At 38.2% G+C, this 19108-nt stretch carries 19 protein-coding genes and 2 pseudogenes; 11 read left to right on the top strand and 10 right to left on the bottom strand.

Features of this window, described 5'->3' with window-relative positions:
• From ACT3RM_RS11935 to ACT3RM_RS11905, 7 genes and pseudogenes are all read left to right on the top strand, one after another.
• A pseudogene (locus ACT3RM_RS11935) lies at nucleotides 1-410 on the top strand (FAD-dependent oxidoreductase); the annotation flags it as partial.
• Nucleotides 403-1140: a DUF1365 domain-containing protein gene (locus ACT3RM_RS11930; RefSeq protein ID WP_441995002.1), complete on the top strand. Its 738-nt coding sequence runs from the start codon at nucleotides 403-405 to the stop codon at nucleotides 1138-1140. The pseudogene ACT3RM_RS11935 and the gene ACT3RM_RS11930, both read left to right, overlap by 8 nt.
• Nucleotides 1141-1178: 38 nt before the next feature.
• Entirely contained in the window at nucleotides 1179-2441 is a 1263-nt protein-coding gene (locus tag ACT3RM_RS11925) for a class I SAM-dependent methyltransferase (RefSeq protein ID WP_441995003.1), read from the top strand.
• Nucleotides 2419-2925, top strand: coding sequence for a DUF2878 domain-containing protein (locus ACT3RM_RS11920; RefSeq protein WP_441995007.1), 507 nt, complete (start codon nucleotides 2419-2421; stop codon nucleotides 2923-2925). Before ACT3RM_RS11925 ends, ACT3RM_RS11920 begins: the two co-directional genes overlap by 23 nt.
• 49 nt (nucleotides 2926-2974) lie before the next feature.
• Nucleotides 2975-3466, top strand: a complete 492-nt coding sequence (locus tag ACT3RM_RS11915) for a chalcone isomerase family protein (protein WP_441836368.1) — start codon at nucleotides 2975-2977, stop codon at nucleotides 3464-3466.
• Nucleotides 3467-3531: 65 nt separating this feature from the next.
• Complete coding sequence (locus ACT3RM_RS11910) at nucleotides 3532-4065, top strand: DUF3833 domain-containing protein (protein ID WP_441836369.1); 534 nt, start codon at nucleotides 3532-3534, stop codon at nucleotides 4063-4065.
• Nucleotides 4066-4267: 202 nt separating this feature from the next.
• Nucleotides 4268-4543: an HU family DNA-binding protein gene (locus tag ACT3RM_RS11905; RefSeq protein ID WP_058559313.1), complete on the top strand. Its 276-nt coding sequence runs from the start codon at nucleotides 4268-4270 to the stop codon at nucleotides 4541-4543.
• Between the two features lie 69 nt (nucleotides 4544-4612).
• On the opposite strand, the gene ilvN is transcribed toward ACT3RM_RS11905, so the two are convergent.
• The 8 genes and pseudogenes from ilvN to ACT3RM_RS11865 form a co-directional block, all read right to left on the bottom strand.
• Nucleotides 4613-5110 carry an acetolactate synthase small subunit gene (ilvN, locus tag ACT3RM_RS11900; protein ID WP_441836370.1) on the bottom strand — a complete coding sequence of 166 codons (498 nt, stop codon included), beginning with the start codon at nucleotides 5108-5110 and terminating at the stop codon, nucleotides 4613-4615.
• Complete coding sequence (locus tag ACT3RM_RS11895) at nucleotides 5110-6834, bottom strand: acetolactate synthase 3 large subunit (RefSeq protein WP_441836371.1); 1725 nt, start codon at nucleotides 6832-6834, stop codon at nucleotides 5110-5112. The genes ilvN and ACT3RM_RS11895 overlap by 1 nt, the downstream gene beginning before the upstream one ends.
• 784 nt (nucleotides 6835-7618) lie before the next feature.
• Nucleotides 7619-8626 (bottom strand): isocitrate dehydrogenase, encoded by a 1008-nt coding sequence (locus ACT3RM_RS11890; protein WP_441835886.1) that lies wholly within the window; start codon nucleotides 8624-8626, stop codon nucleotides 7619-7621.
• A gap of 455 nt (nucleotides 8627-9081) precedes the next feature.
• Nucleotides 9082-9465, bottom strand: a complete 384-nt coding sequence (locus tag ACT3RM_RS11885; protein ID WP_441835885.1) for a DUF3192 domain-containing protein — start codon at nucleotides 9463-9465, stop codon at nucleotides 9082-9084.
• 69 nt (nucleotides 9466-9534) lie between these two features.
• Nucleotides 9535-10308: a flap endonuclease Xni gene (xni, locus tag ACT3RM_RS11880; protein ID WP_441835884.1), complete on the bottom strand. Its 774-nt coding sequence runs from the start codon at nucleotides 10306-10308 to the stop codon at nucleotides 9535-9537.
• A gap of 8 nt (nucleotides 10309-10316) precedes the next feature.
• Complete coding sequence (ppnN, locus tag ACT3RM_RS11875; RefSeq protein WP_441835883.1) at nucleotides 10317-11660, bottom strand: nucleotide 5'-monophosphate nucleosidase PpnN; 1344 nt, start codon at nucleotides 11658-11660, stop codon at nucleotides 10317-10319.
• A gap of 54 nt (nucleotides 11661-11714) precedes the next feature.
• Nucleotides 11715-12197: pseudogene (locus ACT3RM_RS11870) on the bottom strand (GGDEF domain-containing protein).
• A 310-nt stretch (nucleotides 12198-12507) separates the two neighbouring features.
• On the bottom strand, nucleotides 12508-12720 hold the full coding sequence (locus ACT3RM_RS11865) for a hypothetical protein (protein WP_441835882.1): 213 nt from the start codon (nucleotides 12718-12720) through the stop codon (nucleotides 12508-12510).
• A gap of 130 nt (nucleotides 12721-12850) precedes the next feature.
• On the opposite strand from ACT3RM_RS11865, the gene ACT3RM_RS11860 reads away from it, so the two are divergent.
• The 3 genes from ACT3RM_RS11860 (at nucleotide 12851) to ACT3RM_RS11850 (ending at nucleotide 17292) form a co-directional block, all read left to right on the top strand.
• Nucleotides 12851-14632, top strand: coding sequence for a M61 family metallopeptidase (locus tag ACT3RM_RS11860; RefSeq protein WP_441835881.1), 1782 nt, complete (start codon nucleotides 12851-12853; stop codon nucleotides 14630-14632).
• Nucleotides 14633-14978: 346 nt separating this feature from the next.
• Complete coding sequence (locus tag ACT3RM_RS11855) at nucleotides 14979-15758, top strand: MipA/OmpV family protein (protein ID WP_441835880.1); 780 nt, start codon at nucleotides 14979-14981, stop codon at nucleotides 15756-15758.
• Between the two features lie 190 nt (nucleotides 15759-15948).
• Nucleotides 15949-17292 carry an esterase/lipase family protein gene (locus tag ACT3RM_RS11850; protein WP_441835879.1) on the top strand — a complete coding sequence of 448 codons (1344 nt, stop codon included), beginning with the start codon at nucleotides 15949-15951 and terminating at the stop codon, nucleotides 17290-17292.
• Nucleotides 17293-17385: 93 nt separating this feature from the next.
• On the opposite strand, the gene ACT3RM_RS11845 is transcribed toward ACT3RM_RS11850, so the two are convergent.
• Nucleotides 17386-17568 (bottom strand): DUF1289 domain-containing protein, encoded by a 183-nt coding sequence (locus ACT3RM_RS11845; protein ID WP_441835878.1) that lies wholly within the window; start codon nucleotides 17566-17568, stop codon nucleotides 17386-17388.
• A gap of 168 nt (nucleotides 17569-17736) precedes the next feature.
• On the opposite strand from ACT3RM_RS11845, the gene ACT3RM_RS11840 reads away from it, so the two are divergent.
• Nucleotides 17737-18300, top strand: coding sequence for a S1C family serine protease (locus ACT3RM_RS11840; protein WP_441835877.1), 564 nt, complete (start codon nucleotides 17737-17739; stop codon nucleotides 18298-18300).
• 137 nt (nucleotides 18301-18437) lie between these two features.
• Here the strand turns inward: ACT3RM_RS11840 and ACT3RM_RS11835 are convergent.
• Nucleotides 18438-19108 (bottom strand): transposase (locus ACT3RM_RS11835; protein ID WP_444511381.1); only part of this gene is annotated, 671 nt, incomplete at its 5' end.

Genomic DNA, 19108 nt, shown 5'->3' with positions numbered 1-19108 from the left:
GCGGCATCCCCTATACTGAAAACTCAGTAATTCTTCATACTGACACCGCTCTTTTACCAAAACGAAAAGCCGCTTGGGCTAGCTGGAATTACCTTTTAAATGAAAGTACCGATAAAGCGGCTGTGGTAACTTATCAAATGAACATACTGCAAGGTATTAAAAGTGATACGCAGTTTTGTGTCACGTTAAACCACAAGACTGGTATTGATAAAAGTAAAATATTGCGCGAATTTACTTATCATCATCCGGTATTTAATAAATCTTCTATTGCAGCGCAACAGCAAAAACAGCAGATTGATGGCGTTAATAATAGTTATTTTTGTGGTGCGTATTGGTATAACGGCTTTCACGAAGATGGCGTAAGAAGCGCTGTTGATGTTGTGCGTCAACTTGGGGTTGAGTTTGACTAGCTCGATTTATATCGGCGACATAAAACATCGTCGGTTTGCGGTTAAATCACATCAGTTTAAATATCCACTTTATATGATGTGGATTAACCTTAAGCAAACTGAAGCTTTAAATGGTATCCATAAAAAACTCGGTACTGTTGGCTTTAAAGTACTTAAATTTAACCAAGCAGATTACATAAACACTCAAGGTGATACTGACTCCCCCCTAGCTCAGCGTGCGCTTAATAAAATAGCAGAGCTAGGTGTCACTGAGGCTTTTAGTGATGTTTATATGCTTGGTCAACTACGCTGTTTAGGTGTGTATTTTAGCCCAGTCAATTTTTATTTTTATAAAAGCCCGCAAGGTCAATTTACCCACATGGTGGCAGAGGTTAGCAACACCCCTTGGAATGAGCGGCATTACTATTTAGTTCCCCTCGAAAAAAAAGTGAACTTTAAGAAAGATTTTTCCGTATCACCCTTTATGAACCTTGATATGGACTATCATTGGAGTGTAAGAATTAATTCTGATAACACCATGATACATATTGAGAACAAAAAAGATGACCAATTACTTTTTGACGCAACTTTAAGGTTACAGCGACGCGACCTTAATAAAGAAAATATAACGCAGTTATTAAAGCAGTTCCCTGCAATGACGTGGAGTATTTTCAAAGGCATTTATTTACATGCCTTCAAACTGTTTTATAAACGCGTGCCGTTTATTGGTCATTCAGGCAAGAGTGGTTAATTAGTTTTAGATTAGCTCTAAAAATTTTAGGTGATGTAATGGAAAAAGTGTCCAATTTAACAGGTGAGCAGCCAAATAGTTGGTTTATAAAAATATATAAAAAGCTAGTTTTTGGCGCCTTTAATAGCTTGAAAACGGGTCATGTTTGTTTAGCTGAAGGAAATGAGGAACACCACTTTGGAGATCGTAGTAGTAAATTATCTGTCAAATTAACGGTCAATAACCCTGCAATGTATAAATCGTTTGCGCTTAGCGGCAGTGTTGGGGCTGGAGAATCTTACTTTTTAGGTTATTGGGACTGCGATAAGCTAACCGAGCTGATTGAAATATTTGCAATTAACCAAGCTGAGCTTGATGCTTTTGAGAAAAAGTTCGCTTTTTTTAGCAACTTTTACTTTCGTTTTAACCATTTGAAAAATAGTAATTCTGAATCGGGCTCAAAGAAAAATATTGTCGCGCATTATGATTTAGGAAACGATCTTTACTCATCATTTATAAGCGATGAAATGCTTTATTCTAGTGCTGTTTACCCATCAAAAGAAGCGACTCTTGAACAAGCACAAAGCCATAAGCTTGACTTAATTTGCCAACAGGTTGACTTAAAGCCTGGCGAGAGCGTTATAGAAATTGGTAGTGGATGGGGGGCATTCGCTATTCATGCGGCAACTCATTATGGTTGTCATGTAACCACGACCACTATTTCTGACGAGCAATACGACTATGTTGCCAGCAAAATAGCGACTCTTGGTTTGTCTGATAAAATCACTTTGCTTAAACAAGACTATCGTTTGCTAACTGGACGCTTTGACAAGTTAGTTTCAATTGAAATGATTGAAGCTGTAGGGCATGAGTTCTTACCGGGCTTTTTCAAAAAGTGTAATGACTTATTGCACGAACATGGCGCTATGCTTATTCAAGCTATTACCATTAGTGATCAACGCTATAAACACTATCTAAAGAATTCAGATTTTATCCAACAGTATATTTTTCCTGGAGGGTGTTTACCTTGTATTGACGAAATGAATAAGCAAGTTAAAGAGCAATCAGATATGGTGGTGCACAGCATTAAAGATATTGGCGTGCATTATGCGCGTACGCTTGCTGATTGGCGCACTCGGTTTATAGCCAACTGGCCTGAGATTGATAAAGTAAAATTTGATCAGCAATTTTATCGCTTATGGTTATTTTACCTAGCTTACTGTGAAGGCGCGTTTAGAACGCGTGTAACAAGTACAGTACATATGGTTGCGCGTAAGCCGCGCTTTAGCCATTGTGGTGATGATATTGCACTCGCTTATTAATTTTATTTTATTTCAAGCAGTGTGGTTTATGGCCTTGCTGTTTGAACGGGATTCATTGCTACCTAATCTACTGTTGATCGTGCTAATGATTTACTTGTCAAAGCAAAAAAAGCAAGACGGTTTACTCGTTGTGACTGGTTTAACAATAGCGCTTAGCTTTGAGTATATGATGGTGCAATTAGGTTTACTAACTTTTAAAGTTGCACCATTTCCACTTTGGTTGGCTTTACTTTGGTGCGGATTGCTACTTTGTTTAAATACTTCGATGCAATTTTTGAATCGTCTGCCTTGGTATTTTTCAATTTTATTGTGTGCGGTGTTTGCACCGGCAAGTTACTTGGCTGCGGCACGTTTTGAGGTGCTCATTGTTCCATTACCTGCTTGGCAGTTTTGGCTTATTTATGGGTTAGCGTGGTCTGTGATGTTCAATGGTATTATGCAGCTTAACCATAAAATTTCTGCTTACTTGACGCGCACTATCTAGAGCTAGCTGCTTATCGGCATTTAATTAACTTAATCTAAAGGATAGTGCCATGAAATACGTAATAACCTCCTGTTTAGTAGCCTTAGCCTTATTGTGCTCTAGCAACTCTTTTGCTGCTGATTTTAAAGCGGTTGGCGAAGCTCGATTGGAATATTTGTTTTGGGATGTTTATGACGCCAAACTTGCCACACCGACTGGACAATATAAGTTTGGCGACCACCCAGCAAAGCTCACCTTAACGTATCTGCGCGACTTTACCGCGAAAGACATTATCAAAGCCACTAACGAGCAATGGCTTCATTTAGGAAAAGATACAATTGTTGGTAAATATGACAGCCAGCTTAAGCAGTTTTGGCCCGACATAAAAAAAGGCCAATCTTTGGCGTTTATAACGGACGACAGCGGCAAGGGCACTTTTTACTTTAACGATGAGAAACTAGGTCAAGTTGATGGGGAGGGCTTTGCTGATGACTTTTTAGCTATTTGGCTTTCAAGTGGTACATCAGAGCCAACAATGAGAAAGCAGTTAATTGGTCAATAATTGTAGGGCAATAGTTAACTTTAGCCGCTCATGTCACAACTTCTTCGCAATAATAGGAAATTAATATGAAATACTTCACTATGTTACTCTCTGTCAGTTTGTTGTTACTGCTGACAAGCTGCACAGCACCAAAAGTTGAGCATTATGAAGGCAGCGAACCTGTATTTAATTTTAAACAGTTCTTTAACGGCAAACTCAAAGCGTACGGGGTTGTGCAAGATTATAAAGGTGAATTAACCCGTAAGCTTGTTGTTGAGCTAAGCGCGAGCTGGCAAGGCAATACAGGGACTATAGAAGAAGACTTTACTTATGATGATGGTGAAACACAGCGAAGAGTTTGGGAGATCACCTTAAATGAAGATAATACCTTAACGGGGACAGCTGGTGATGTAATAGGAACTGCTAAAGGTTCAAGCAATGGCAGTGTATTTCAGTGGGGGTACACGGTCGAATTACCTTACGATGGCGATACTATTGAAGCGCGTTTTGATGATTGGATGTACTTGGTAACACAATCACGCTTGATAAACCGCACGTCAACTGTTAAGTTTGGCGTCGAGGTCGGGGAAGTGACCTTAGTTATCGAGAAGCTTGAATAATTGTTTACCGCTATATAACTTGAAATCACCGCGATTGTTCAGGTAAGTTTAAGTTTATGACGGTATTTTACTGAAAATTATTTATAATTTACTCATTTTTTAAGAATTTACGCAAAAATTGCAATTTGCTGTTGCCAATACTTAAAAAATGCATAAAGATAGGTTTTGCGAAGGCAAAATAATAACGAATAGGAATTTACAAATGAATAAAGCTCAATTAGTTGAAAAAATCGCGACGGATGCAGAAATCTCTAAAGCAGCAGCAACCCGCGCTCTTGATGCATTCACAGGCGCAGTAACTACCTCTTTAAAAGAAGGTAATTCAGTCGCGTTAGTTGGTTTTGGTACTTTCTCAGTTAAAGAACGTGCTGCACGTACTGGCCGTAACCCACAAACTGGTGCAGAAATTCAAATCTCAGCAGCAACTATCCCAAGCTTTAAAGCGGGTAAAGGTCTTAAAGACCAAGTTAATCCTTAATAAGTTTTTACTTATTAATAAAAAAGGGCTTGTTAGCCCTTTTTTTGTGTTTGGTGAACAGGGGAGATTTTAAGCTTTGAGTGCTTTATCACCACGGCCAATGCCTACAGCACCTGAACGCACGACTTCCACAATATCGCTTTCATGGCGCAGAGTATCTAAAAACGATTCTATTTTTTCAGTGCTAGAGACAAGCTGCAGCGAGTAGGTGTTACGACCCATATCAAGTATCGCGCCCTGGAAAACATCAACCACACGAGTAACCGCAGCACGGGTAGCTTCATCTTGGGCAAATACTTTAACTAACAGTAATTCGCGCTCGATATGACTCACTTCAGTTAAGTCGATAATTTTTAGCACATCGACTAGTTTATTCACTTGTTTGGTTATTTGTTCAACGATACGGTCATCACCCATGGTGGTGATGGTAATACGCGACAATGATTTATCGTCAGTAGTGCCAACGGTTAAACTGTCGATATTATAAGAACGCTGTGAAAATAAACCCACTATGCGTGATAAAGAACCCGGTTCATTTTCAAGTAAAATAGATAATATACGTCGCATTATGCTTTCACTCCTTTACGTAACCACATCTCATCAATGCCGCCAAGCTTAATTTGCATTGGATAAACATGTTCTTTTTCATCAACACAAATATCTAAAAATACTAATCGGTCGTTTATTGTCATGGCTTTATCAATCGCTGGCTGTAACTCATCTAGGGTATTAACGCGTATACCAACATGACCGTAGCTTTGTGCCAGCTTAACAAAGTCAGGTAATGATTCCATATAAGAAGATGAATGACGGCCGCTGTACATCATATCTTGCCACTGGCGCACCATCCCTAGTGAGCGGTTATTAAGTGAAACTACTTTGACTGCCAAGTTATACTGTAGGCAGGTTGATAACTCTTGAATATTCATCTGAATAGAGCCATCACCGGTTACACAAATAGATTCTTTAGCAGGAAAGGCTAATTTGACCCCCATTGCGGCGGGTAACCCAAAACCCATGGTGCCAAGACCACCAGAATTTATCCATTGGCGTGGGTTTTTAAACGGGTAATACTGCGCCGCAAACATCTGATGTTGGCCTACATCAGAACTGATATAAGCATCACCATCGGTGGCTTTATAAATAGCTTCGATTACTGCCTGAGGTTTGATCTTATCGCCTTCGCTGCTATAGCTTAAGCACTTTTGTTCACGCCAGCTGATAATTTGACGCCACCAATCTTCTTGTGCGCTACGATCAATGTTAATTGGACTTTTATCAATTGCAGTTTGTAATTGCTCAAGCACGGTGGCTAAGCAGCCAACGACAGGAATATGCGCTTTAATAGTTTTTGAAATTGACGTTGGGTCAACATCAACGTGTACAATCGTGGCATTAGGGCAGAATTTTTCAACATTATTGGTAACACGATCATCAAATCGCGCCCCTAAAGCAAGTATTACATCGGCATTCGCCATGGACTTGTTAGCCTCTAAACTGCCGTGCATGCCAAGCATACCGATAAAGTTAGGATGTACTCCTGAAATACCGCCTAAGCCCATTAGGGTATTAGTAATTGGCGCATTAAGTGACTCTACTAAATGGGTAAGCTGCTCAGATGTATTTGAAATAATAATCCCGCCACCTGAGTAAATAACTAATTTTTTCGCTTCTAAAATAGCTGTTACCGCTTTACGAATCTGCTTTGGGTGGCCTTTGGTGTTCGGGTTGTAGGTTCTTAGCTCTGTTGTCGCTGGAAATTCAAAGTCAAATTTTAGCGCAGGGTTTAGCATGTCTTTTGGTAGTTCAACTACAACCGGACCAGGACGACCTGTGCTTGCGATATAAAAAGCTTTAGCCATAATGCTGGGAATATCTTTCGCGCTGCGACAATTAAAGCTGTGTTTTACTATTGGCCGTGAGCAACCAACAATATCGGTTTCTTGGAATGCGTCATCACCAATTAAGCTCGTCGGGACTTGGCCTGATAGCACCACCATCGGGATTGAGTCCATATAGGCTGTAGCAATACCCGTTACGCAGTTGGTCGCACCAGGGCCTGAAGTGGCAAGTACTACCCCAACGTTACCGGTTGCACGGGCATACCCATCGGCCATGTGAGTGGCAGCTTGTTCGTGGCGTACTAAAATATGTTCAACATCGTTTTGTTGAAAAAGTGCGTCATATAAATCAAGGACCGAGCCACCGGGGTAGCCGAATATATATTTAACCTGTAGTTCTTTAAGGGCGCGAACTACTAGTTCGGAGCCGTTATATTGTTGTTTAGTCATCCTCATTCCTCTGCGTGCCACGTAGTACATTTTTAATGCATAAAAAAACCCCCGATATTGGCGGGGGTTTTTTTAAAAGCTAAATCTCACCTTTCAATAACTCCCCGTTAGTCTTATCACTAAGACCACTACGAGTACATTGACTAGGTAAGTTGAGTGTTTCATATGTGCTTTTATTCTCAAAAATTGAATTAATATTAGAAATTGCCACAGTAAAACATGCAGCAATAAATAATTTATTTTATAACTGTATTTTTAAGGGTTTTACTAACTAATGTCAACCGTTCTGAGTTTTAATTTGCATTAAAATTCTATAAAAATAGTTTTATGTTATAACTTTTAATAGATAAGTGATGTATAAGCGCGTTAATTAAAGAAATTATGTCTATTTCACAAATTAATATTGAGTATACTCATGGTGATTCTTAGCTGCTTTTGAATGCATCATGAAGAAGATGATTAAACGGTTGGAATGAATTCTGAAATCAGAGATTACTGAGCCATTAACAATTAGTGAGATTAAGTTTGCTTGCTTTGATGAAAGCAGGAGCAGGTAAATATAGTTATGTGTGGGGTTGTGGTAATGTTGAAATATCTAATCTCATAGGTAGTTATGATCCGGTGAGTACTTATATTTCATGGCTATTTTTTAGGTTAAACTAGTTTATAAACGTTGCTAATTAAGGTTGTAGTTTTTAACATAAAAACCAGTTTAGTGAACTGGTTTTTATTTATTATATACACAAAAACATTCATAGTTTAAGTGGCTTAGGGATTGATATTTCTATAAACGATCGATAACGGCTTGAGTAAAGTCAGTTGTGCCGTGGCTGCCGCCTAAGTCTCGTGTTGTGCGGTCGCCTGATTTAATAACATCGGCAACAGCGCTACGAATACGCTCAGCAGTTTCGCCCATTTCTAAATGCTCTAGCATTTGAATTGACGCTAAAATAACAGAGGTTGGATTTGCAAGGTTTTTACCTGCAATATCAGGAGCACTACCGTGAACTGCTTCAAAAATAGCTGCATCCTCACCAATGTTAGCGCCTGGCGCCATACCTAAACCACCAACAAGACCAGCACATAAGTCAGATAAAATGTCACCAAATAAGTTTGTAGTAACAATGACATCAAACTCATCAGGAGTCATGACTAGCTTCATACAAGTTGCATCAACAATCATTTCTGTTGATTCAATTTCTGGGTAACGTTCAGCAACTTCACGAGCTACTTTTAAGAATAAACCAGAAGTTGACTTTAAGATGTTGGCTTTATGGACAGCTGTTACCTTCTTGCGCCCTTCACGAACAGCAAGTTCGTAGGCGAAAGTAATAATTTTCTCAGCGCCTTCGCGTGTGATCATCGACATTGCTTGTGCTTCGTTGCCATCTTCAGAAACAACCTGACCAAGACCAGAATACATACCTTGGGTATTCTCACGGACAGTAATGATGTCAATATCATCGTAACGCGCTTTAGTACCAACGAAAGATTTTACCGGACGAACGTTAGCGTATAAACCGAACTGTTTACGTAAAGTAACGTTAATTGAAGTAAAGCCTTCACCAACAGGGGTCGTTAATGGGCCTTTTAAAGCAATTTTATTGCGAGCAATAGTATCAATAGTGGCTTGTGGTAATAACTCACCCGTTTTTTCAAGAGCAGCAAGGCCTGCATCCACGAATTCGTAGTCAAAATTGCAGCCTGCAGCTTTAAGAATTTCAAGTGCGGAGTCGATAATACTTGGGCCAATGCCGTCGCCTTTGAGCACTGTGATGGTTTGTGTAGCCATTAACTTTTCCTATAACGAGTTGGATAGATAAGCACGTAAATATCACATATTGCACTATGTGAACGCTTGTTAGGGCTTTACGTGAATTGAGCCTGAAAATTCAAGCGGCTTTTATAGCAATTTATTCATCATTTTTCCAGTAAAAACCACGATAGTTGCGTTATTTGTCGCTAAATTATTCAACTTGGTAACCTTTATATAGTTTTAGATTATAAACGTATTTATAAGCTAATTATATAAGACCATGTGTTTATACCAAGCCAGAACTGAGCTGACTAGTATATAAACTAACTGCTGTTTTTGCTTAAATTCAGAGTTGATAAGCGCTTGTGCATACGAACTATCAAGGAGTAATATTCCACTAAATATAAAGAGTTTTATTTTCAACTAAGCTGTTGGTTTATTTTTAGTTTGTTACTTTTGTGGTGTAACGTCATCCATCGATACACTAAACCTTAAGGTTGCTTGTTAAAGGCATCATAGGCACTTGGGCCCCATAAAATGAGTTCCCCGTCTTTGAACAATAAGCCCGTACATTCATCAATAGTAGTAATACCGTCTGATTTAACATGTTGTGTACGATAAAAGATAATCTGCAAAGCGCTGTCTTTGTTTCTTTTAGCATAGGTTAAATCTGGACTGCCTAAATAGTCGAGCACTGAGTCTAACTCGACAGGCTGTTCAATGGATAACTTTGCGATGTAACGTTTATTAAAAGCTTCTCTGTCTTGCCATATCATCGCTTGTGGATCGTCTTTATAAAAAGTGATCACTAATATGGCGATAAGTGCATAAACACCTAAGCCTAAAACAATATAACGAAAAACCTTTTTAAACATCTTACACTCACAAAATATAACTTAAAACTAGTATACGCCACATGAAAATTCAGGGCTACTAGAATACGATTAACTCAGTCGTAATTGCTTTAGACTGAAACCTAGCTTTATATCAGTTCGTAACGTAACAAGATGTTTTGATACTATGTAGTTATCCATGCCGATAGATAGCTTATCTTTTACGCTTTGCGTTAAGTTTTCATCATTAAGCGCATGCGTTATATCTACATAATTATTAATTATTTGTTGAGCAGTTTTGTTACCAATACCTTTTACACCGGGTATATCGTTGGTTTTATCACCGGCAAGTGCCCAAAAATCGATTAAGCGATGCTGCTCTACAGCAAACTTGCTGTTGATATCTCGGCTATCAAGATAGCATCTTTTAAAGTAATCGTAGACCGATATATATTCATTTAAACTCGGTAAAAACCCTTTATCTGTTGACACAATAATGCTCTTTACCTGGTTCTTTGCAGCTTTGTGAGCAAGAGTCGCAATGACGTCATCGGCTTCATCGTGTGCTGGCGCAAATACGGTGATCCCCATTTCTTCAATTGCGCTTTTAAATACAGTTAAGTTATCTTTTAAAAGATCAGGCATGGGAGCACGGGAGCTTTTGTACTCACTATAAAAGTGATGACGCCAGCTTTTATCGCCATCAAAAACTGCAACGCCATGACTTGCTTGGCTAACATTTATTAGTTTCCTACATGCTTGAGCCACACGTTCACTACATTGAGCAAGCATTGCTTGGTCACTGGGGTGATTTTGGTTACTATCAACTGCATAGATACGCCGAATTAAATTCAGCGCATCTATTAAAAGTAAAGTGGTAGTCACAATAACCCTTAAGCTTTTATCTCATAACAAGGAATATATTTACTTCCCGGTAATTTCATACGCCCTTGCTCTACAAAGGCGCGTAATAGTTTATCCATATTTTGCATTAAATCAGGTTCACCACTTAATACAAAGCGACCGTGTTCTTTAATAGCTTGAATGCCTTCATCTTTTACATTACCTGCCACAATGCCAGAAAATGCTCGACGTAAATGAGCCGCCAACTGTTGTTTTGGTTGATCAAGGTGCAAGTCTAAGCTTGCCATGTTTTCATGAGTTGGTGCGAATGGTTGCTGAAAATCGTTATCAATTTTAAGAGTCCAATTGAAATAATAAGCATCGCCTTGGCTTTTACGATAATCGCGCACATTGTTCATTGCTGATTTTAATTTAATGCCCACTAAAGCCGGATCATCAATAATAACTTCAAACTTTGCCAATGCTTCTTTACCAAGGGTAAGCTCAACAAATTTACACAGCTCAATAAAGTAATCTTCGCTTTCTTTAGGTCCTGTAAGAATAACAGGTAGGCACTGCTTTTGATTATCTGGGTGTAATAAAATTCCTAATAAATATAGAAGTTCTTCAGCTGTTCCTGCGCCACCTGGAAAAATTATAATAGCATGGGCTGTACGGATAAAGGCTTCAAGGCGCTTTTCAATATCGGGTAAAATAACCAACTCATTTACTATGGGGTTCGGTGGCTCAGCGGCAATAATACTTGGTTCAGTTAACCCTAAGTAGCGGTTGTTTGTATTACGTTGCTTTGCATGGCCGATGGTGGCGCCTTTCATTGGGCCTTTCATTGCACCAGGGCCACACCCAGTACATATATTTAAACCACGTAGACCTAGCTCGTAGCCGACTTGCTTAGTGTATTTGTATTCAACCTCATTGATAGAATGCCCACCCCAGCAGACGATCATAGTCGGCTCGCTATGGACTTTAAGAGAGCCGGCATTTCTAAGCATATCAAAAACCATGTGGGTAATGGCTTTTTGCTCGGTGAGATCTTTTTCATATTTTTGGCAAATAAATAAAATATCACGAATAACTGAAAATATATGTTCGTGAATACCAGTAATTATTTCGCCATCAACAAAGGCGGTTGCTGGTGGGTTGGCAAGCTCTATTTTAATACCGCGTTCACGGCTAACTACACGAATATCAAAGTCTTCATATTTGTTATAGATTTCAAGGCTAGAATCTGTATGACTGCCAACATTAAGAACTGCTAAAACGCAGTTTCTAAATAGCTTATAGCGTTCGCTGGTAGAAGATTGTTCTAATAAATCAACTTCTAATTGTGATAGTAAATCAAGTACGCCTGTTGGGTTTAACTGTATTAACATAAGCATTCTCCTTGCTTAAAGCAGTAGGGGGAAGGTGCATTTTTGAGTAACTTATCAATTAAAGCAAAGGCAATCACGTCCTATTTTCTTTGCTGTATAAAGCGCGTCATCAGCACGGTCAAAAGCCTGTAGCGGCGTGTCGCCTTTTTTAAATTGTGTTGCATTAAGCGAAACAGTAATTTGCACTTGGGTATCTTTAAATTTAAAAGGAGTATTTTTAATCCCCTTACAAAGTTTTTCAAGTGTGATGCTGGCGCTATCTAGTATTATACCTGGCATCAGTAAAACAAATTATTCGCCGCCATAACGAGCAATAAAGTTAGATTGACAAACCGCGTGTTGTAATACTTTGGCAATCACTTGCAAAGTTTTATAACCCGCGCTGTGACTATATTTATCGTTAATCAACTTAAAGTGATCAACATTAATTACGAGCAGCTTAACATCTGATTCTTGTACATTAAACAAATGAAACTCATGGTGAAAGCGTCCATTAAATGCTGCGCAATTGGGCTGTTTAGGTAATCCATCTAGCATATTTTTAAAGCGTTGTTCGTTTAAGCTTTCGACCCGCTGGCTAATGTCGTCAAAGGTTCTTATTAGTGCTTGTCTATCTTATTGCGCTAAGCGTTGTTTTTCAATTAAATCTTGATTTAACGGTTTTAGTTCGTTATCAACTAAACCTTTTAATGATGAAATTGTGGTCGCGCTATGAGTTGGTGCAGTCAGCTTTTATATTTTTATTTTCTATGCGTTTATTAGGTTTATCAAATTCCTGGCCTGTTGATTCGTAATGCTTATTAGTGGCAATTATAGAATTATTTAACTCTTAGATAGTTTGATTTAATTAACCTAAAAGGCTTTGAGCTGATTGACGTTCTATACATAGATTTTTAGTAATGATTCGAATAATCTCAACAGCAAAACCAAGCAAAGCATTAATTGGGTCATTTTCTGTATTATTATTCCTAACTACTTTTATTTCATCTGAGGCTTTATCTTTTAAAGTAAGCTCAATTGCCAGATTAAGTTGCTCATTAGCGATACCCGCAAAGTTCAAAACTTACTATTTAGTTGGGTTTTTTATTCATTGAGCTGATGTGTTCTGCTATTTATCGCTTTTAATTCACATTCAATACCATCATTGTTAGTCTTTAATTAATCATTTTTAAATAATAAAAAGCGTGTTTATGAAAAAGTTATTAGCCCTGTCGGTATTGGCTGCCTTCTCTTCGAGTGTATTTGCTGATGTAAATTATTCATTATCAGTGTCACAGCCAGAGCACCACCTAGGCGATGTAAATGTTGAATTTCCTGAAACTGCGCAAGCTCATCTTGATGTAAAATTACCTGCTTGGCGAACAGGTCGTTACGAAATGTTAAACTTAGCAAATGGTGTGCGTTATTTTGCGGCCAAAGATGAAGACGGCAAAGCTTTAAAATGGGAAAAAATAGACGCCAGTACGTGGCGTATTCATTTAGATGAGCCGACCGAAGTGAGCGTTGATTATCAAGTTTATGCTAACGAACTAGGTAAGAGAGCTCGCCATATTGATGACAGTCACGCCTTTATTGACGCTTCTGGATTTTTTATGTTTAGTGAGTCTTTTAGACAAGAACCAGTGACAGTTAATTTAGACGTACCTAAAGAATGGCGCTCTGTATCAGGTATGGATAATGCCGCTTCAAAGCACAGTTTTAAAGCCGCAGATTACGATATTCTAGTCGATTCCCCTATTGAAACGGGAATAAACGAACTTCATAAGTTTACGGTTGACGGTCGAGAGTATGAGTTGGTTATTTGGGGGGATGGAAACTATGATGTAGAAAAAGTCCTAACTGACCTTAAAAAGCTAGTCACTACCGGTAATGTAATTTGGGATGATTATCCATATGAGCGTTATGTCTTTATGGTACATGCAACGTCAGGAGCAGGTGGGGCAACGGAGCATATAAACTCGACCATTATACAACGGCCAAGAGATCGTTTTGGATCGCGTGAAGACCATTTAGCCTTTATCAGCACCGCTGCCCATGAATTTATTCATACTTGGAATGTAAAAGCATATCGTCCAAAAGGTTTAACACCTTATGATTACACGCATATGAATTACTCAAAATTACTGTGGATTGCTGAAGGCTCAACTAGCTATTTTGAAGATCACCTTATGGTGCGCTCAGGGATTGAAACTACAGATGAGTTTTTTAAAGTATTAAGCAAAACCATCAACCGTCACTTACAAACCCCTGGCCGTGAAGTACAAAGCGCTACTGCAACCAGCTTCGATAAGTGGATAGGTCAAGGCGGCGACCATGCACGAAATTACAGTACTAATATTTACTCTGAAGGCTCATTGATTTCAATGGCTTTGGATATAAACCTATTATCACAAAGTAATGGTCAGCAAAGTTATCGTGACGTACATCGTGCACTTTATAATACGCATAAACTACCTAAAGGCTTTACTGCTGAAAATGTAAAAAGCATCCTAAATGATTTAACAGGGCGTGATTATAGCGATTGGTGGGCAAGCAATGTTGATGCACCAGCCAATATCGATTTTGATCTATTACTTAATAAAGTTGGGTTAGTTTTTGAACGCCCAAGTGATGCTAAATATAAAGCCAGTATTGATGCGACTGCAAAAAATAGTGGTGGATTATTAACACTTTCTTATGTTCGTCGTGGCGGTGCAGCATGGCAAGCAGGCTTAACAAGTGAAGATAAAGTTATCGCATTTAATAAAAAGCATGTAGGTAAAGATCTAACTGCAAGCCTTGAAACTTTTAAAGCAGGTGATGAGGTTACTGTTGACTTTATACGCCGAGATGCACTTCAACAAACTACGCTAACGCTTTCTGAAGATTTTGATAAGCCTAAAAAAGTAGTGGCAAATAAAGCTGCAACAGAGCAGCAAATGGCGTTATTTAAAGCGTGGATGGGTGTTGAGCATCCAAATTTAACTAAATAGAATTTAACCTGATTTAAAAGGAGCTTCGCCTCCTTTTTTATTAAGTGGTTGTGCACACAAAGTATTATCCTCTCACTTAAGTAACACCTCATCTTTTGCTGCTATTTTTAAACAACAACGACATATATTAAGTTACTGAGTATTTATTAATGCTTTGATTAGCGACCTTGGTTACTAAAAAGCCGATATTAAATGTCAGTATGAAGCCGTTATGGGATTAAAATACCATTTATATTTTACTATTAGATGACGAGAACATTTTTTTACAATTTAACAGCATAGTTAAATCGAATAGACAATACGCTTGTGTTAACTTCATTATTATTAAAGGATAAAAGAAAAGTATATGAAATATTTTTTAGCATGTTTATTGAATTTAACAGCATTGATCAGTGTATCTGCTTTTGCAAATACAGGCGAAGATGAACGAGGTGAGATCCGAAAGCGAATTGAGCCAAAAGGGTTGTTATATGGTTTTGGGCTTGGTATCAATCAAGAGCTTTACAAGGGTTATGATCGCCGTGTTATCCCGTTGCCTATTATAGGTTACAGAGGTGAACGATTTTCAGCACTCGGCCCTTTTATTAGTTATGATTTAATACAAAAAGAAGGTTTCAAGCTTGCCATACAAGCCGCACCAAGGTTTCAAGGTTTTGACAGTAACGATAGTGATATATTTGAAGGTATGGACGAAAGGAAATTCTCCTTTGATGGTGGCTTTGGACTAACTTATCAAAAAAGTAACTGGAAAGTGAATTTGTCATCAATGTTTGACATATTAAACAGATCTGACGGTTATGAGATAAAATCATCAATTGGACGTGCTTTTAAGCAAGGCCCAATCTTTATTGAGCCGACCATAGGTGTCAGTTATTTAGATGCGAATCATGTAAATTATTATTATGGTGTTGGTGCGCATGAAGTCGGTGACTTTCGTCCTGCTTATGAAGCTGATAGTGCTATAAATACTAAGATTGGATTATCAATTGGCACACCAATATTTCTTGGTGGATTTACACGCTTGAATCTTGACTACACAATGCATGGTTCGAGCATTAGTGACAGTCCTTTGGTTGATAGCGATACAAGTTTTTCGCTTAGTTTAATTTACTCACGTTTTTTCTAGGTATTAAATATGTTGCTACGAATTAGCATATTTTAATGCAAGTTACATTTGTGTATTAACTCACGGCGTATACAGCTGAGAATTTATGGCGATATGTAACGACTTTCGTTCTTGCTTGTTAGCCTTAACTTTTTACTTATTGATATTATAGGAAATACATTTACCTTACCTAGTATGTCTTGAACTATGCATGTTTCAAGTTAGTGATGTTTATGAAGCAAATGGAGTTGTTGGTATGAATAAAAAATATAATAAAATTAAACGCTTACATGGGATGTCAGGGTGTTTAATTGCGATGCTCATGTTAACAGCATGCTCTATGTTTACTCTAGAAGATGAATTAGAACGTGCTAAAAATAACCAATTTGTCATTAAGGCATACATTGAGCCGGCTGAATCTTTAGGCAGTTCTCATTTAATCATTTCAGTTTTTAAAAAAGATAGAGATGATAATGCAGAATTTTTTGCTTATCGCACAGCAGCGCCAGGCCAAAATGTCTATTTTGTTGTTCCACAAGGTGATTACGATTTAATTGCTTTTGAAGATGCGAATCAAGACTATAAATATCAACTAGGAGAAAAGACAGCGATCGCAACGACAGTCAAGCTTGATAAACTGCCCCAAGGCGATGTTGCCGATAATAGTTATTCTAGCCGCCTTGCAGCAGAAAAGCTGAAACTCACTAGCACAACACTGCCAACCCAATACCAGCTTGATTTAACAATAGAAAATATAAAAACAACTAGCTTGTTGCCTAAACACAACTATTTAGAGGTTGTTACACTTGATGATGCAAGATTTAGTAATGAAAACGCATATAAAGGAATGTGGGAACCGTATAGCTTTTCACAAGATATTGGTTCAGGTACATATTTATTAAATAAATGGGACAATAAGAAAATCCCCTTAGTGCTAGTGCATGGGATCAATAGCTCACCCGCTATTTGGCGTCAATTTATAGCCAGTATTGATCAAGAAAAGTATCAAATTATTCTACACCACTACCCAAGCGCAAATTCACTGTCTGTATCTGCTTATTATTTAGGCGAGGCTTTAATTGATATAAAGCAACGAAGTGGAGATAACAATATAGTGATTATAGCGCATAGTATGGGCGGGCTAGTCTCACGCGGTGCAATACAATTTTTAGCTTATAAGAATCACCCCAACTTTATTGATTTGTTTATCACTCTCTCAACTCCATGGGGAGGAGATAATGCTGCCCATTTCGCTGTAGAAAATGCGAGTGTCGTTGCTCCTGTTTGGCGAGATCTGGATCCACAAAGCCAATATTTATCACGTATTTACGAGCATGAAATGGCGCAAGGACTTTCCCATATTTTGCTTGCAAGCTATGCAGGGGATAAAATGATCATCTCTGAAAAAAATGATGGGGCGGTAACATTAAAAAGCCAGCTGTTTTATGAAGCCCAATTAGAAGCTGAACAAGTCTATATGATTGATGCAACGCATGTCGGAATTTTAACAGACGAGCATACAAAAAAAATTATAAAAAAATATCTAACCCACTAATTTTATTATTTAAAAACCTTATTAGTGGTTAATCAAACTGCGTAGGCACTTAGTCGCATTGATAATCGTGTATAAACAAGGGATCAGAACGGGTTAATTATCCGTACGCGGTGTTGCTAATATTCGTTTTTTTTCGCTATCAGATAAAATAATCCAATCAAAAATCTCTTCACTGGTACGCCCGCAGCCGGTGCAATAACCTTTTAAACGATGGCATTGGCCTATACAATCTGTTTTATACTCATGCTCATTTTTTTTACTCGGCTTTGTAACCATATTAGTACGACTCGCTGTACATTTATAAATTCCTGAGGTCTACTAGTTAAAGGTTTTATACTAAGGATAACCAATGAGAATATTATTAATAGTTTGCTTGGGCTTATTAACAAGCATTACACAAGCCAAGGATTATAGCAGTTTCTATAAAAACTCGATCAATCGGTAGTGGTTATTTACGCTGATACAAACTTACAGCGTATACAAAATGATAAAGCGATTAATACCACCGCGAGTAGTTTAGGAACGGGCACGATTATTAACGACGAAGGGCTTATTCTAACTGCAGCCCATGTTGTCGATAACGCTGATGAGCTAACTATTGATGTGCCTAAACGTGGCCACTTCCAAGCAAAAGTATTAGCCAGTTATGCGCCAGCTGATATCGCTTTAATCAAGCTTATTAGTCATGAAGGTGATTTTAAAGCCGTACAAATTGCTGATTCAGATAAAACGAGTATCGGTGAAGAGGTATTTATTATTGGTACCCCCTATGGTTTGAGTCACACGCTTACCGTTGGCCATTTAAGCGGTAGGCGCATTCACCCAAGTAACAATGATATTAAGCTTGAGTTTTTACAAACAGATGCGGCGATCAATCAAGGCAATTCAGGCGGTCCAATGTTTAACCAGCAAGGAGAGCTTGTGGGAGTGGTTAGCTATATTCAAACTAAACTGGACACTCACTCTAATTCAACAAGCAAAGCTCTGTCACTAGATTTATTTTTTTAGACTAATAATTGATTTTTTACGACTGCGTTACTTCATTTCATCCAGTTAATAAGTAATTATCACTATTAAACTCAAATTTCACGCATAGAAATAACTGCATAATTGCGTTTCAAGTTTTCGACTAAGTAATTTAAGTTTTATGCTAATAGCTTTTCACAATTACTTATATTGGCTCGCCGTTTTCTGTTTAAGTTCTCACAATAACTTACTTGTGATGACGGCCGGCCAACTGCACCATGAAATACGCGCGTGAATTGTGTGGTGAGCTTTAACCAATTTTCTGGGGATATATTGAGTCTTTCAAGTATAGGAAGGTGGTTGTTGTCAATACAGCCGCGTTTGTCTTCCCGCATTATTCGTCCTGTTAGATCAACAAGATCAAGATACGATTTAAGTTCAAACGGTAGCCCTTTTGGCATAATTTGACGTGGCATACCTGCAAAGCGTAATAGCTGTTTAGGTTGCTTACTTATCGTTGCACTGTCTATTCTTTTTTGTACGCTGGTGTGGTCAGACTCTTCTGGTGTTTTGGCCATTTTAGCTCTAATCGGGTTTAAATCCACATACGCCATACACGCTGCAAGTGCTGCTTCATCTAACAAAGCTTGTGATTTAAAGCGACCCTCCCAGAACCGACCTGTACACTTATCTTCTTTGTTTGCTCTTCGTGCAATGTCTTCATTTAACAAACGCATAAACCAGCTTATACTGGATAACCGCTCTCGATATTGTTTCACTGTTTGATTAAAAAAGATACGTTCTGCCTTACTTAACTTTTCACCTTGTATGTATTTTTGCGTGAGTAAAG

The organism is Pseudoalteromonas sp. AOP7-A1-14 (assembly GCF_052376275.1).
Lineage (GTDB): Bacteria > Pseudomonadota > Gammaproteobacteria > Enterobacterales > Alteromonadaceae > Pseudoalteromonas.
Note: the sequence above shows the minus strand (reverse complement) of the source record. Positions and strands in the feature narration are given on the sequence as shown.